Raw genomic sequence first — 15,593 nt, 5'->3', positions numbered from 1 at the left:
CAAAGGTGCATGTCACTGTATGTGTGCAGTGTGTGAATTGAAAAAGCTCTCTATCTAAATGAGGGCTTTGGTATAAGTTTTATCGTGAGCGAAATAAGCGTTCTTAATTAATATATTGATACGACTAAAAGTGTTTAAGCATCTGATTGATTTTGAATTTAATTACTTATCAATAGATGCAGTAATAAAGTTTGCAGGGTGGTATGAGCTTTGTATATGGGAAAAAATCATCATTCCCGAAACTAAAAAAACTAGAATTGTTATTACAGAGTTATAAAATCGCATTCATTACTTATTAATATTGCTGAGCTTCAGAGTAACAACATCTTACTGTATTTACAATAAAGGTTTAATTTTATTGTAAAAATCAAAAAAATATAAGGTAAATAAATATATATATAAGAGAACTTGATTAAATTAATTTTTAGTGTATAGTTAACTTAACTAGAAAAAAGTCTTGTTTCGGTAAATCTTCTTTAAGCATCGCAGTTTTAGTCATAATCCTTCGTTTTTTCAGATTTTAAGTCTCAAAATTTATTATTTTCAAAGTTATAAACAGTCAATCAAATGACTCACAATTATTAAAAAATCAGTAGGATTTATTATGTCAAACTCGAATGTTGTTAAAGGTACTGTAAAATGGTTCAACGAAACTAAAGGTTTCGGTTTTATCCAGCAAGAATCAGGTCCAGATGTTTTTGCCCATTTTAGCGAAATTGCTAATTCAGGTTTCAAAACACTGTTTGAAGGCCAAATGGTTGAGTTTAGTGTAGCTCAAGGTCAAAAAGGACCAAATGCTGTAAATATTGTTGCTATCTAAGCAATAATTGACAGTAATAAAAAGCACTAAACAGTGCTTTTTATAAATTGAAAGTTAGTTTTAAAGTTTTTTCAAATCGAGAAAACCCCCAGAAATAGGATACAAGTTGTTAAAAATAAACGATTTAATTGCAAAATCAAAAAATGGTACAGAAATTATAGTGTCGCTCATCCCTTTAAATAAAATACAAAATACTCGTAATGGGTTAAAAACTATAGAAGTGGGTAAGCGAATACTTCTTCAATCAGGTAAAGAAGTTGATTTGAACCTAGATGGAAGAACTTTTTATACGTCTTTAAATCAGATGTTTAAGTTAAATTATAAAGTAATTTAATCAAGTTATATAATTTCTAAATAATTTAAATTAAGGACCCATCTATGTTAAAAAAAGAAGTCACCGTAAAAGATCAATTTGGTACTGAATATAATATTCAAGCAACAGTTGATAAGTCTATTGTAGACCTACAAGATCACTCAAATTTAAAATATATTACTTTTGAAGGTGAGAATATTCGCCCTAGTTTTGAAATGTTTTTTCAGAGCCTTGAAAGTAGTAAGATTTTTAAGTTAATTTAATGTCTATATATAAAGAAAATTTGAATTTTTTATTTGATTTAAAATATATTAAACCTGTTTTTTTTATTTTAAAATCATATATGTTAGTTTTTATTTTATTTGCATCTATTGTTTTAACTAGTATCATACACAATGATGTTGTTGATACTATTTTGACTATTTTAAATTTTTTTATTGTTTTTAGAATTATTTTTTTGCTGTATGTAAAAATTATAAAGTCTATATTTGAAATTTGTAGCCCTTAAAAATCTATTATTTTCAATTATCTATAGAATACTGAAACCATGACATATCCCTCCCTCTGTCATGGTTTTTTTGTTGCTTATGTACGACTCATACACATGTTTATTATTATTTTACACTTCCAAATTTCTTCGGAATTTGAGTACAAAGACTTATCCCTTTTTATTCTTTATGATCACTGCTTAAATAACAACCAAACTAAGAATAAAAATGATTTCAAAACAATTTAGGATCGTCAATGGAATACTTGCAGTCATTGGTATAGCTGCATTCATCTTTTTCCAGTACCAAATGTGACCAGACAAGCTGGGAGGCTTCACCGAAGGCACAGAAGAGTATTCCGGCTATCAATACGCACAGATGAATGAGCTAATGAATGCGGATCAATGTGATGATGAGAAGGATGATCCTGAAATGAATATTAATGAAACTTTCTAGAAAGGCTGTAGGAAGTTTTTTGATAAATAATTTGAAAAACTAATCTTTATTAAATTTTAAAATTAAAAGAATCTAAGTAAAAAAATTGTACAAATGGTTAATAAATATGCCGAATGGTAAATTTATGTGTAATTTTGCAATACCTTTTTTGTATTGATAATGAAATAATATTGGTGGTGAATTTATTCACTTAATAGTCATTACTAATTAGAAAATGACTAATAATCAATATAAAGGGTATAAGATGATTCAAAATATTATTCGTGGCGCTATTTTTGCTTGCGCACTGGGTGTTTCTATCAATGCTGTTGCGGCTCAACACACAATTTCTGTTGGCTATGCACAAACAAAAGCAGAAGACTTTAAAGATTTAAAAGGCGTGAATGCACAATACCGCTTTGAAAATGAATCTCCAGTAGGTGTAGTGGTTTCTGCATCATATGTATCTGGTGATGACAAATCTAATTATGGTTATGGTGTTGAAGAAGCCGAAGTTAAATCATTTTCACTTTTAGCTGGTCCAGCATACCGCTTTAACGAGTATGTAAGTGCATATGCCTTAGCTGGTTTTGCTAATGTTAAGAGCGATTATAGCGATCATGAGTTTGATGGAAGTTACAGCTATTCAAGCAGTCTTACTAAAACAGAATTTGCATATGGCGCGGGTGTGGCTGTTAATCCAGCACAAAATGTATCTGTACATGTAGGTTATGAAGGCACTAAAGTTAAATTTGAAGGCGAGAGTGCTAAATTAAATGGCTTTAATATCGGTGTTGGTTACCGCTTCTAAGCTAATTTAGTTTCAATTGTTTTATAGACAAACAAAAGCCCTCTAAGAGAGGGCTTTTGTATAAGCACTACTATGTTAAATAAATAACCTGAGTTCGATTATTTTTTTGTATAAATGGGTTATTGGTGTCACTTCCTTGTTTCTTCTCAATGTAGCACTTCACCACAGCCTTAATGATCAGTTGTATTCACTTTGTTCTGTAAGATAGTTTTTCTCAATCACAATATATATTTTTAACACTTATCTGCTTATACTGTGCGAAGTTTTTAGCAACATTCTTTTTGCACGTCGTTTGTACTTTTACAGTTGAGTACATGATTGTGTACATATTTTTAGAGTAGTTTATGGCAGTTGTAAAAAAGTCTGTAGATATCAATAATATACGAAACTTTAGCATTATTGCTCACATTGACCACGGGAAGTCAACGCTCGCTGACCGCTTTATTCAAACCTGTGGTGGTTTGCAAGATCGTGAAATGCAAGCACAAGTACTTGACTCCATGGAGCTTGAACGTGAGCGTGGTATTACCATTAAAGCTGCGTCGGTTACTTTGTATTACACCCATCCAAATGGCCAAGAGTATCAGTTGAACTTTATTGATACACCAGGGCACGTCGACTTTTCATATGAAGTGTCACGCTCATTGGCGGCTTGTGAAGGTGCATTGTTGGTTGTAGATGCAGCACAAGGCGTGGAAGCACAGTCAGTTGCGAACTGTTATACCGCAATTGAGCAAGGTCTCGAAGTTCTACCAGTGCTCAATAAAATAGATTTACCGCAGGCTGAACCTGAACGTGTGATTCAAGAAATTGAAGACATTATTGGTATTGAAGCGACTGAAGCGCCAACCTGTTCGGCAAAAACAGGTCTTGGGATTGATAGCGTTTTAGAAACCCTTGTTAATGTCATTCCTGCACCTACTGGTGATCGTAATGCGCCATTACAAGCTTTAATTATCGACTCTTGGTTTGATAACTACTTAGGTGTGGTTTCTTTGGTGCGCGTGAAAGAAGGTCGTGTGCGTAAGGGCGACAAGATGTTGATGAAATCAACAGGCCAAACGCACATTATTACTTCTGTGGGTATTTTCAATCCTAAACATACTGAGACAGACATCCTTGAAGCGGGTGAAGTTGGTTTCGTAATTGCAGGGATTAAAGACATTTTTGGTGCGCCAGTCGGTGATACGATTACCCTTGCCAACACACCAGAAGTCAAAACCTTGCCAGGCTTTAAAAAAGTGAAGCCGCAGGTGTATGCAGGTTTGTTCCCAATTGATTCAAGTGAATTTGAACCGTTCCGTGAAGCTTTGCATAAACTTCAGATCAATGACTCGGCGTTATTCTTTGAACCTGAAAGCTCAGATGCTTTAGGTTTTGGTTTCCGTTGTGGCTTCTTAGGCATGCTACACATGGAAATCGTGCAAGAGCGTTTAGAGCGCGAGTATGATTTAGACCTCATTTCATCTGCACCGACTGTGATTTATGAAGCGGTGATGAAGAATGGTGAAACGATTTATATCGATAGCCCATCTAAAATGCCAGATGGTTCAACGGTCGAAGACCTACGTGAGCCGATTGCTGAGTGCCATATCCTTGTACCACAAGAGTATTTGGGTAATGTCATGACTTTATGTGTGGAACGCCGTGGTGTTCAAAAAGACATGAAGTTTATGGCGAACCAAGTTTCGATCACTTTTGAAATTCCAATGGCGGAAGTGGTGATGGACTTCTTTGATAAATTGAAGTCGTGTTCACGCGGTTTTGCGTCGCTCGATTATAACTTTGTACGTTTTGAAAGTTCATCATTGGTAAAAGTCGATGTTCTAATCAATGGCGATAAAGTCGATGCCTTGGCAATGATTTGTCACCGTCAAGATGCACGTCACCGTGGTATTGCATTAGTTGAAAAAATGAAAGATTTGATTCCACGTCAAATGTTTGATGTGGCAATTCAAGCGGCCATTGGCGCACAAATTATTGCTCGTTCAACCGTAAAGGCAATGCGTAAAAACGTATTGGCGAAATGTTATGGTGGTGACGTTTCTCGTAAGAAGAAACTGCTATCGAAGCAAAAAGAAGGTAAGAAACGCATGAAGCAAGTGGGAAGTGTAGAAATCCCACAAGAAGCGTTCTTGGCTGTGTTGAAAGTAGAAAGATAAAAAGGTAGGAATATAAGCCCATGGATTTTGATTTTAATTTGATACTTGTTCCTGTCACACTGATTTTCTTTTTGGTGTGGTTGCTCGATAAGTTTGTATTTAAACAACGAGCGACGAAAGGTAAGGGAAATGAAAATTTTGTCATTACGTGGGCTTATGATTTTTGGCCAGTCCTTGCGATTGTTCTATGTCTACGTTCATTCTTTTATGAACCTTTTAATATTCCTTCGGACTCGATGGTGCCGACTTTAGAAACTGGTGACTTCATCTTGGTCAATAAGTTTGACTATGGTGTGCGCCTACCGATTGTGAATAAAAAAGTGATTGATGTGGGTGAGCCTGAGCGTGGTGATGTGATTGTCTTCCGTTATCCACCGCAACCGACGATCAGCTATATCAAACGTGTAGTTGGTATTCCTGGCGATCACATTGTTTTTGATCATGGACAATTAACTATTAATGGTCAAAAAGTTGCTAAAGTTCCTGTTGAATTTAGCCGTGAAAAAGACCGTTTAGACACGCCTACTTCGATATATCATAAAGAAACCATTGGCAAGCATACCTTTACCATGCGTGAGCTAGAAGGTGTTAATGTTGCACGCCAAGCACCCTATATTAACTTTGTAGAAAATGGTAAATACTCTGCTGAAAATGGTTTATATTGGGAAGTGAAAGTAAAAGAAGGTGAGTACTTTGCGATGGGGGATAATCGCGATCAAAGTGCTGACAGTCGTTTCTGGGGAATGGTTCCTGAACAGAACCTAACAGGTCGTGCATTTTATATTTGGATGCATAAAGAACCTGGCTTTAAGTTGCCGTCATTTAACCGTAACGGTAGCATTGATTAATATCGATTCGGAAAATAAAAAATGCGCAAGAATCAACAAGGGGCATCTTATATCGCCATTTTATTTGCAATCATGGGGTTTGCATTTATGGCGAAAGTGGCAATTGCAGTTTGGGCTCCCTATTTTGATGATCGGATGATCAATAGCCAAATTGAGGAAGTATTTCAAAGCAGCCCGAAAAATATTCAGCCCGCGGAGTTTGAGAGTCAGCTTTCAAAGCGTTTGGATATGAATGGCATTCGTGATGTGAAGATTAAAGAAATTATGCAAGTCACCAATACCGAAGGGTTGCAGGTGAAAAAGGAGTATGAGGTAAGAAAACCCTTCTTACTGAATATAGATTTAGTATTAAAGTTCGAGAAAAGTTTTGATCAAAGCTCAGTCCAAGCTAAGTGAAGCCCGCTTAGCGAGCCGTATCGGTTATCAGTTTAAACAACCTGAATTACTTCAGCTTGCACTGACCCACCGATCGGTGAGCCACAAATACAACTATGAGCGCCTAGAGTTTCTAGGCGATTCTTTGTTAGGGATGATTATTGCGAATTATCTCTATAAAGCTTATCCAACTGAAAACGAAGGCCGTTTGACGCGTATGCGTGCAACCTTGGTTCGTCAGGAAGCTTTAGGTAAAATTGCAAATGATTTAAAACTGAGCCAGTCATTAATTTTAAGTACAGGCGAGTTAAAATCAGGTGGACATCATCGCGAGTCCATCCTTGCGGATACGGTTGAATCGATTATTGGTGCAATCTATGTGGATTGTAGTGATTTAACGGTGTTGGAGTCGATTGTGTTAAAATGGTACGAGCCATATTTAGACCATATCGAGCCAACCGATCAACTTAAAGATCCTAAATCTCGTTTACAAGAATATCTTCAGGCACGAAAAAAAGCTCTCCCAGTTTATGATGTGGTCGATATTCAAGGTGATGCACCCAATCAGCATTTCAGAGTGGAATGTAAAGTGGATGGATTGTCTGTTGTAAATGGTGAGGGCACCAGTCGCCGTTTTGCTGAACAAGCTGCTGCGGCGGATATTTTAAAACTTTTGGAGCAGTAATCTGCCATGTCAAATTCTTCCGATCACATCGATGCTGATCACGAGTCGCAAAGCGACAGTAATGATTTAATTAGCCAGTTTTTTAGCGAACAAGGCACAGAAATCCCAACGGATTTTCGTAGCGGTTTTGTGGCAATTGTAGGTCGTCCAAACGTAGGCAAGTCTACGTTGATGAACCATTTGTTGGGTCAAAAATTATCGATTACTTCACGTAAACCACAAACTACACGCCATAAGATTGTGGGAATTGATTCACGTGCGAAATCTCAAGCAGTATTTGTTGATACGCCAGGGATGCATAAAAAAGAAGTGCGTGCCATTAATAAAATGATGAACCGTGCTGCGTCTTCTGCATTGCGTGATGTCAACTTGGTATTGTTTGTTCTAGATGCAGACAAGTGGACTCAAAACGATGAGCTCGTTTTGGAAAAACTCAAAAATGCTGAGATGCCGGTGATTCTTGTGATCAATAAAATTGATACACTTGAAAATAAAAACCATGCATTACCTTTGATTCAAGAGCGTGCAAAATTAATGAATTTTGCTGAGATTGTTCCTGTTTCTGCACTACGTGGCGCAAACTTAGACCATCTGCGCGATACCATTGAAAAATATTTACCTTTCCAACCACCGATGTATTCATTGGATCAATTGACAGATCGTTCTGAACGTTTCTTGGCATCAGAAATTATCCGTGAAAAGATTATGCGCCAGTTGGGTGAAGAACTACCTTATGATTTAACCGTGCAAATTGAGTCGTTTAAGACTGAAGAAGCAACGGTGAATGAAAAAACAGGTCGTCCTAAACCAGCATGTACATATATTGATGCAACGATTTTTGTAGACCGCCCAGGCCAAAAAGCGATTGTGATTGGTGAAAAAGGAGCTAAGCTTAAGAAAATTGGTATGGATGCCCGTATCGATATGGAAAAAATGTTTGAACAAAAGATCATGCTGACGCTTTGGGTTAAAGTGAAAGGCGGTTGGTCTGATGATGAGCGTGCATTGAAAAGCTTAGGTTATAGCGATATCTAAGTTTTAAGAAAACAAATTTTTATAGGGATGGTGTTATGGTCAAAGTGTTCGCAGTAATGGCTTGTATGTTGTTTTTGCAAGGTTGTATACACAAGATCGTCACCGTTCCTGTAAAGATTGCGTATAAAACCACAAAAGGCGTGGTGAAAGGAACCGCAGCGGTGGTTGGCGCTGTTATCCCAGATGGGGATGATGAAGACAGCGAACAGAATGATAAAGATAAAAAAGATTAGTTAATTCCTCATGCGCAATGAAGTACTGCATGGTTATTTAATTCACCATAGAAAATACCGTGAACGTAGTCATATTGTGCATTTATTTACCCAAGAGCATGGGCGAGTTGATGGCATTCTAAGGCAAACCCCGCCGCCACAATATCAGCCGATTTGTTTACAAGCTTCGGGTAAATCTGAACTCAAAAATTTTACAAAACTTGAAATTGTCAATCAGCCGATTTTTTTCTTCGGGGATGCTTTTTTTTCAGGTTTTTATCTCAATGAGATCCTACTCAGGCTGTGTCCGCTCGAAGTACAAATGGAGCAAAGTTTTGCTCAATATGCGCATACGCTAACGCAATTACAACAACTAGCGCAGCAAGCCGATCCTAATCAATTTTTAAAACAAATTCTAAGGCAGTTTGAGCACGAACTGCTGGAAGATTTGGGCTATGCCTTAGATTTTTCAACTGATGCCAATCAACTCGAAATTCAAGCATCACTCAACTATATATTCCAGCTGAATGAAGGCTTTATTCCTACTGCACAAGCTTCGCGAGCGACCTTAAATGGACAGCAAATTTTAAGCATGTGCCAATATGAAAAGGGTAGGGATTTTGGTTTGGAACAGTTACAATTGCTGACCAAGTTGTATCGACAAATGATCAGTTCATTGTTGGGCGATCGCCCCTTAAAAAGTCGTCAGTTGTGGATTCAGAACACTCAAACTCAATCGTAATTAGGAAATGAATATGGCTGCATTACTTGGTGTAAATATTGACCACGTGGCAACTTTACGACAAGCGCGTGGAACGTCTTATCCTGATCCAGTCAATGCAGCACTGATCTGCGAACAAGCAGGGGCGGAAGGGATTACCTTGCATTTACGTGAAGACCGTCGTCATATTCAGGACGATGATGTGCGTCGTATGCGCCCAGCACTAAAAACACGTATGAATTTGGAACTTGCAGTTACAGATGAAATGATTGCATTTGCCAAAGAAATTAAACCGCACCATGTATGTTTTGTTCCTGAAAAACGCCAAGAAGTGACGACTGAAGGTGGTTTGGATGTGGTTGGACATTTTGACGATGTTAAAGCGGCAACTCAAGCCTTGTCTGAGATTGGCTGTGATGTGTCCTTGTTTATTGATGCTGACTTTGCACAAATTGATGCAGCGGTTGCTTGTGGTGCACCAACCATTGAAATTCATACAGGCGCTTATGCTGATGCAGAAACACCTGAAGCTCAGCAACATGAGCTTGAACGTATTGTCAAAGGTGCCGAATATGCAGCATCGAAAGGTTTAGTGGTGAATGCTGGTCATGGGCTCAACCTTGAAAATGTGACGCCAATTGCGCAAATTCCACAGATTCACGAATTAAACATCGGTCATTCACTGATTGCCGATGCTATTTTTGTGGGCTTGGAACAAGCTGTACGCGAAATGAAAGCAGTGATTAAAGCTGCACGTTAATTTAAAGTTTTTAAGATTTGAATATGTCGAATATCAATTATGATGAACTCATGAAGCCCGTCATGGACTTCTTGGGCTGTGAAACACCAAAAGCTTGGTTGGCTGAAGCACTGACTAATCTTGATGTGCTGATGCAAGATCACGCGAATTGTGAGAAAAAAGCTGCAGGTACAGCGATGAACCTGATGTTTCGTTATAGCTTTTTTACCGATTTACAGGTCAAGCTTGCGCAACTGGTTCGTGAAGAAATGCTGCATTATGAGCAAGTGCTTGAATTTATGAAAAAGCGTGGGCTAGAGTGGAGTAATCTGAGTGCAGGTCGCTATGCGGGTGGTTTACGTAAAGAAGTACGGACTTATGAGCCTGAGGCTTTAATTGATATTTTAATCATTGGTGCCTTTGTCGAAGCGCGTTCATGTGAGCGTTTCTACGCGTTAGCACCTTTGGTGGATGATGAATTAGGTCGTTACTATCGCTACTTGCTAAAGTCTGAATCACGCCATTTTGAAGACTACTTGGCTTTGGCCCTAGAGGTTGCGCAAACGGGTAAATTGAAGAATCCGAAAGAAGATATTCAAGCTCGTATTGATCATATCCGTAACGTTGAAAAAGAGCTAATTAGTACACCTGATGATGTGTTCCGTTTCCATAGTGGTGTGCCTGCGGAAGTGGCTTAGGAATAAAGCGGGTGAATGCTACAGTTTGTAAACTGTTAAAAATTTACAGATTCTCAGTGTAGATAGCCCTGACTCATTAAAAAGCCCAATTTTATCGATTGGGCTTTTTTATTAAAGAAGGGTAGATATGATGTATTGAGGGCTGTAATTTCTTTCAATAAAGTCGCGAAATATGAGTCAGTGGAATGAGTTGTTTGAGTAGGGATGCTTAAGGATTTTGACGAAGATTTATTGTACTTTTTTCATATCTTCTAGGTTCCACTATTGCAGCTCATGAAAAAATGTTGCATCAGAAAGAGTATTTTGCAAAATTTCAGAGACATGACTTAATTGCGTTGAAAGATCTATTTTCTTAAAAAATATTTTTTAATGAATGGTTGTGATGGGTGAATAAAAATTAAAAATAAGTTGTCATTTTGCTCATAGCGATTATATCCAATAGAAATATCTTTATAAGCGGAATCACTAAAACTAAGCTGGTATCTCCAATCCTCATCGTGAATTGCAGCGATCTTGAGTTGTTGATTGAATTGTTCAGCAAGATGTTGGGCCAATAATTCACCGATAATTTGTCCTTCCCATTTTTTTATTTCAGTTGCTGTGATCGGGAAGTGATCTGAACGAACATCTATATGTGTTTTAAATGTGCCAATGACTTTTATTGTGAATCATTTATTAGTGTTTTTAAGATAAGTTATTTTTCGAGAGTGGCTTAGTTCTGGCTTTCTGTTGGGTTTAACTCGGGGATTTACCTCTTAAGCAGCGAAACTTTTAAGACGTAGAAAAGAAAAAAGCCCACGACATATAGTGTGGGCTTTCTAGAATTTGGCTCTCCAACCTGGGCTCGAACCAGGGACCTGCGGATTAACAGTCCGTCGCTCTACCGACTGAGCTATTGGAGAATCTGCATGCGATTATAAGGACATTTCATAGTGGGTCAAGTCTAAAATGTCATGTTGCTGTCATTTTTATATTGGATGCTTTTTATTTGAACAAAAAAATCATTTTCAAAAAAAATCGTATTGAAGTGCTTGCAATGTTGAAAAGTCGTTGATAGTCTGATTTCAACAACAGAGCGTTTAAGTGAAAACTTAAACAGTGTGGATTTATAACCAACTTGCCAGCACTAAAATGGCTAAACAGGAGAAAGCGAATGAATACGCTTACCATTTCCGATATTTTTACAAACCTAGCTGATTACCAAGATCAGTATCTCTCTATTATTTCAAACCCTGAACAATACTATACCCCTGTAGAGTCTGCCTATATTGATGTTTGGCCAGTCGGTTGTACAGACTTGTATTTGGGTGATTTATTACAACTTTGGTTTAGTGAGCGTTGGCTGGTCAATAGTCCTTGTCAGTTACTTTCAACACAGTCGACGACTACTCTTAAAAAGACTGTGCAGCGAGAACATGATCTGTATTTGTATCAGTTGTCAGGCAGTGCTTTATCAGGTAATAATCGTTCAAAAGTCTGGTCTGCTGCTGAAGGTAAAAGTTTAGACGTGAGTTTAGACAGCGCATTTAAATACTATTGTATTTATAAAGGGGCTGAGCGTCCCGATGTCTCAAAATTGCAGACGCTGAAGAGGTTTAAAACCGCAATTTGATCTGTCGTGCTGCATTAAAGTTTGCTTTAGCGTGAAAAAAGGCACTGAAATTTATCAGTGCCTTTCGTTTTTAGGAACGAATAATCATACAGGTGGCTGTGGCATGGGCGTAGAGTTTACCGTCTTCATCTACAATTTTACCTTCAGAAATACCTAAATTTTTACTGATGTTGATCACGCTACCGACGGCGAGTAGTTCTTTGTCTTTTGGAATCGGTCGGCACATTTTAATATTCAGGTCAATGGTGCCATAGCCAACACCTGCTTCAAGCATAGTATGTACGGCACAACCCGTCACTGAGTCGAGTACTGTTGCTGCAAAGCCACCATGCACGCCACCAAGCGGGTTTAAATGGCGATGATCTGCTTTTGCTTTAAAGCTAATTTTCCCTTCAGAAACTTCAAAAGGCTGCATGGGAATGGTTTCACTGATACTTGCAGGTAGAATTTTTCCTGTAGACATGGCTTCTAAGAGTTGTAGTCCTGTCATTTCTTTGGGATTCATCTTGTTCAGTCCTATATTTATCTATGAGTTCCTTTTTGGAACTTGTTACCTAATTAAGCAAAATTCAGTCTTTTCGTCAATATTGAGCATTGGATTGATCAGTATAAAATCAACGAAACCGTAATGATGGATTGAGCTCATGCTATGAACATATTGTAGGGAAAAGATTTAGGATTATTCATTTTGATAATTTGAGTGTTGATAGAACGGAGCAGCCTAAACGTGAGCATTGTTTTAAAATGGTGCACAAAATTTATACACTCTTTTGTTTTTTATTTATATATAAGATAAACAAGGTTTTAGTAATTTTACACAGTCTTCACATGAAGAAGGAACTCACAATGAACGTGTCCTGTTTATGCGGTAAAACTAAGTTCCAAGCAGCACTTAAAAATCATGATGTGCATGCTTGTCATTGTTCTATGTGCCGCCAGCAGTCGAGCGGGGTGCTCATGAGTATTGATGTCGAACCTAGTAGTTTAAAGTTTGACAATCAAGAATATTTAAAATTATTCAAGTCGTCGGATTGGGGGGAGCGTGGTTTTTGTAGCGAATGTGGCACGTCACTTTTTTGGCGAACTCAGGACGGCAGCTATTGCAATATCAATGTATTTGCGATGGAAGAACAGCCAAAAGATTTAAAACTTACAACAGAAATTTATATTGATAATAAGCCTGATTTTTACCAATTCAAGTATTCTACAGAGCAGCTCACGGAAGCGGATGTGATTGCTTTATTTTCACCAGATGATGATAAATAATAAGGTATTCAGGTTGAATCATCTGAGTTGCACATTGATATTGCTGATAAATTTCATGAGAAAAACTCTCTAGATTTAATAAGATATATTCGATATATCTAAAGCAGGCTGTTGAATAAGGACGCTCAAACATGCTGCTTAAAATTTCCATTGCAATGTTGGCCTTTGCAGCCAATTCGGTGCTATGTCGTTTAGTGTTGGCTGAGCAGCAGATTGATCCGATGAGTTTTAGCTTGCTTCGGGTCTGTAGCGGTGCAATGGTGTTATTTCTACTGTATATGCTCTCTACTCATAAGGCCAAAATAGAGTGGAGTATAAAAAACGGATTTTTTCTTGCCTTATATATTGTGGCTTTTTCACTGGCCTATTTGCATATTGATGCGGGTGTAGGTGCATTACTCCTGTTTGGGACAGTACAGTTGAGTATGGTCGGTTATGGCCTGTGTCATGGTGAAAAAATCAATTTGCGACGCGGGTTGGGGCTGTCGATTGCTATTTTAGGTCTTTTGATTTTATTACTACCAGGGGCTTCGGCACCTCCTTTGGGTTATGCTGCACTGATGATGCTTTCAGGCATAGGTTGGGCTATGTATAGCATCGCAGGTAAAAATATGCATAATCCATTGGCTAGTAGCTTGGCAAATTTTGTAGTGGCGATTCCTTTTGTTGTCTTGGTTTATTTATTTTTTTACACACAGAGTTTTATTAACCCAAAAGGTATGCTGTTGGCACTCTTATCTGGTGGTTTAGCATCGAGTGGGGCATATGTACTTTGGTATGCAATAGTGAAGAAAATTGATCGGGTCACGGCCAGTAGTGTGCAATTGTCCGTGCCATGTTTGGCGATTCTGGGTGGGGCATTGTTTATTGGGGAAGCGTTGAGTTTCCGAATCATTATTTCTGCGACGATTATTTTAGCAGGCATTGCCTTGGTGATCTCGGCGTCATCGAGCAATAAAGACGTAGATACCATAGATTCTGCTGGTACTACACGGCTCTAAAATTATTTAAACGGGCTTAAGAGCAAATTTTTCAGATTTTGTTAAAAAATAAAAAACCCGCGAAGTTCGCGGGTTTCTCTAATCTAACTTTAAAGGGTTAAATTATTTTTCAGCAGCAATTGAAGCAATCGCAGCATCTACGCCTTCGATTGAATCAGCTGCTTTCTTGATACGTGCAAGCGCATCTACAAGTACGTCATCAGCAGTTGCATAAGAAATACGCATGAAACCGCCTAAGCCGAATGCATCACCAGGAACTACGGCAACGCCAGTTTCTTCCAATAACCATTCAGAGAATTCTGTGCATGATTTTAAGCCTTTCGCACGAATCAATGGACGGATGTTTGCATATGCATAGAATGCACCATCAGCAGGTAAGCAAGAAATACCGTTGATGTCGTTCAAACCGCTAACAACTAAGTCATGACGGCGTTTGAATGCTTCAATCATTGGCTCAAGAACATCTTGAGGGCCATTCAATGCAGCTTCAGCAGCAACTTGTGAAATAGAAGTTGGGTTTGAAGTTGATTGCGATTGGATTTTTTTCATTGCGCCAATAAGCTTTGCAGGGCCCGCTGCATAGCCAATACGCCAGCCAGTCATTGCATACGCTTTAGACACACCGTTTAACACGATTGTGCGGTCATAAAGGTCTGGTGCAACTGTTGCGATATTGTAGAATTCGTCATCCCAACGGATTGGTTCGTACATATCGTCAGAAGCGATGTAAACTTCAGGGTATTTACGAAGAACGTCAGCCAAAGCTTCTAATTCAGCTTTAGTGTAGATCATACCTGTCGGGTTTGATGGACTGTTTAAAACCACTAAACGAGTTTTGTCTGTGATCGCAGCTTCAAGTTGAGCAGGTGTGATTTTGAAACGTTGTTCTTCACCACATTTTACAATAACAGGAACACCTTCAGCGATAATCACCATATCTGGGTAGCTTACCCAAAATGGTGCAGGGATGATCACTTCATCACCTTTGTTTAACAAAGCTAATGCTAAGTTAAAGAATGACTGCTTGCCGCCGCAAGAAACCAAAATTTGGTTTGCAGCATAATCAAGGTTATTGTCACGCTTGAATTTTGCAATAATCGCTTTTTTAAGGCCAGGCGTACCATCTACAGCGGTGTACTTTGTGAAACCGTTGTTAATCGCTGCAATTGCTGCATCTTTGATGTGTTGTGGGGTGTCGAAGTCAGGTTCACCTGCGCCCAAGCCAATAACGTTCTTGCCAGCCGCTTTTAATTCAGCAGCTTTGTTGGTAACAGCAAGAGTTGGGGACGGTTTGATGGCATTCACACGATCAGAGAGACGTACGTCCACGGCAGTATTCCTTCTTATAGGGTTTAAAAAATAAAAAGCACAC

General features: G+C 38.3%; 18 protein-coding genes and 1 tRNA gene. 16 read left to right on the top strand and 3 right to left on the bottom strand.

The genetic code is table 11. The annotated features are described in order from the left end of the window. Positions 1 to 604: 604 nt before the first annotated feature. The 13 genes from F946_RS06595 (at position 605) to miaE (ending at position 10,342) form a co-directional block, all read left to right on the top strand. Positions 605 to 820 carry a cold-shock protein gene (locus F946_RS06595; protein WP_004693381.1) on the top strand — a complete coding sequence of 72 codons (216 nt, stop codon included), beginning with the start codon at positions 605 to 607 and terminating at the stop codon, positions 818 to 820. Positions 821 to 926: 106 nt separating this feature from the next. After that, positions 927 to 1,154 carry a hypothetical protein gene (locus tag F946_RS06590; protein WP_004693379.1) on the top strand — a complete coding sequence of 76 codons (228 nt, stop codon included), beginning with the start codon at positions 927 to 929 and terminating at the stop codon, positions 1,152 to 1,154. A gap of 44 nt (positions 1,155 to 1,198) precedes the next feature. Then, entirely contained in the window at positions 1,199 to 1,396 is a 198-nt protein-coding gene (locus tag F946_RS06585; protein WP_004980409.1) for a hypothetical protein, read from the top strand. 925 nt (positions 1,397 to 2,321) lie between these two features. Next, positions 2,322 to 2,867 carry an Ail/Lom family outer membrane beta-barrel protein gene (locus F946_RS06575; RefSeq protein WP_004980406.1) on the top strand — a complete coding sequence of 182 codons (546 nt, stop codon included), beginning with the start codon at positions 2,322 to 2,324 and terminating at the stop codon, positions 2,865 to 2,867. A 344-nt stretch (positions 2,868 to 3,211) separates the two neighbouring features. Further along, positions 3,212 to 5,029 carry a translation elongation factor 4 gene (gene lepA, locus F946_RS06570; RefSeq protein WP_004693672.1) on the top strand — a complete coding sequence of 606 codons (1,818 nt, stop codon included), beginning with the start codon at positions 3,212 to 3,214 and terminating at the stop codon, positions 5,027 to 5,029. A 20-nt stretch (positions 5,030 to 5,049) separates the two neighbouring features. Then, positions 5,050 to 5,877 (top strand): signal peptidase I, encoded by an 828-nt coding sequence (gene lepB / locus F946_RS06565; RefSeq protein ID WP_004693669.1) that lies wholly within the window; start codon positions 5,050 to 5,052, stop codon positions 5,875 to 5,877. 21 nt (positions 5,878 to 5,898) lie between these two features. Next, positions 5,899 to 6,273 carry a DUF4845 domain-containing protein gene (locus F946_RS06560; RefSeq protein ID WP_004693667.1) on the top strand — a complete coding sequence of 125 codons (375 nt, stop codon included), beginning with the start codon at positions 5,899 to 5,901 and terminating at the stop codon, positions 6,271 to 6,273. Then, positions 6,245 to 6,937, top strand: coding sequence for a ribonuclease III (gene rnc, locus F946_RS06555; RefSeq protein ID WP_004980405.1), 693 nt, complete (start codon positions 6,245 to 6,247; stop codon positions 6,935 to 6,937). Before F946_RS06560 ends, rnc begins: the two co-directional genes overlap by 29 nt. Before the next feature lie 6 nt (positions 6,938 to 6,943). Continuing rightward, complete coding sequence (gene era / locus F946_RS06550) at positions 6,944 to 7,972, top strand: GTPase Era (RefSeq protein WP_004693663.1); 1,029 nt, start codon at positions 6,944 to 6,946, stop codon at positions 7,970 to 7,972. Between the two features lie 35 nt (positions 7,973 to 8,007). Beyond that, complete coding sequence (locus F946_RS06545; protein ID WP_004693662.1) at positions 8,008 to 8,205, top strand: NF038104 family lipoprotein; 198 nt, start codon at positions 8,008 to 8,010, stop codon at positions 8,203 to 8,205. Between the two features lie 10 nt (positions 8,206 to 8,215). Further along, on the top strand, positions 8,216 to 8,926 hold the full coding sequence (gene recO / locus F946_RS06540) for a DNA repair protein RecO (protein ID WP_004980401.1): 711 nt from the start codon (positions 8,216 to 8,218) through the stop codon (positions 8,924 to 8,926). 13 nt (positions 8,927 to 8,939) lie between these two features. Then, positions 8,940 to 9,665, top strand: coding sequence for a pyridoxine 5'-phosphate synthase (pdxJ, locus tag F946_RS06535; RefSeq protein ID WP_004980400.1), 726 nt, complete (start codon positions 8,940 to 8,942; stop codon positions 9,663 to 9,665). Positions 9,666 to 9,688: 23 nt separating this feature from the next. After that, positions 9,689 to 10,342: a MiaE family protein gene (miaE, locus tag F946_RS06530; RefSeq protein WP_004980398.1), complete on the top strand. Its 654-nt coding sequence runs from the start codon at positions 9,689 to 9,691 to the stop codon at positions 10,340 to 10,342. An 826-nt stretch (positions 10,343 to 11,168) separates the two neighbouring features. Here miaE and F946_RS06520 read toward each other — a convergent pair. Beyond that, positions 11,169 to 11,244 (bottom strand) — tRNA-Asn (locus tag F946_RS06520). Between the two features lie 251 nt (positions 11,245 to 11,495). Between F946_RS06520 and F946_RS06515 the strand changes: the two genes are divergently transcribed. After that, positions 11,496 to 11,954, top strand: coding sequence for a hypothetical protein (locus F946_RS06515; protein WP_004980396.1), 459 nt, complete (start codon positions 11,496 to 11,498; stop codon positions 11,952 to 11,954). 70 nt (positions 11,955 to 12,024) lie between these two features. Here F946_RS06515 and F946_RS06510 read toward each other — a convergent pair whose 3' ends face one another. Further along, the gene (locus tag F946_RS06510; protein WP_004980394.1) at positions 12,025 to 12,459 is read right to left on the bottom strand and encodes a PaaI family thioesterase; all 435 of its coding nucleotides are present in this window, start codon (positions 12,457 to 12,459) and stop codon (positions 12,025 to 12,027) included. Between the two features lie 341 nt (positions 12,460 to 12,800). Here F946_RS06510 and F946_RS06505 point away from each other — a divergent pair, with 341 nt between their 5' ends. Both F946_RS06505 and F946_RS06500 read left to right on the top strand, forming a co-directional pair. Further along, positions 12,801 to 13,220 (top strand): GFA family protein, encoded by a 420-nt coding sequence (locus F946_RS06505; RefSeq protein WP_004980391.1) that lies wholly within the window; start codon positions 12,801 to 12,803, stop codon positions 13,218 to 13,220. A gap of 131 nt (positions 13,221 to 13,351) precedes the next feature. Beyond that, positions 13,352 to 14,221 (top strand): DMT family transporter, encoded by an 870-nt coding sequence (locus tag F946_RS06500; RefSeq protein ID WP_004980388.1) that lies wholly within the window; start codon positions 13,352 to 13,354, stop codon positions 14,219 to 14,221. A gap of 102 nt (positions 14,222 to 14,323) precedes the next feature. Here F946_RS06500 and F946_RS06495 read toward each other — a convergent pair whose 3' ends face one another. After that, positions 14,324 to 15,550, bottom strand: coding sequence for a pyridoxal phosphate-dependent aminotransferase (locus tag F946_RS06495; RefSeq protein ID WP_004693649.1), 1,227 nt, complete (start codon positions 15,548 to 15,550; stop codon positions 14,324 to 14,326). Positions 15,551 to 15,593: the final 43 nt, after the last annotated feature.

The organism is Acinetobacter johnsonii ANC 3681, from assembly GCF_000368805.1.
Taxonomy (GTDB): domain Bacteria; phylum Pseudomonadota; class Gammaproteobacteria; order Pseudomonadales; family Moraxellaceae; genus Acinetobacter; species Acinetobacter johnsonii.
This window is presented reverse-complemented; position numbering and strand designations above follow the sequence as displayed.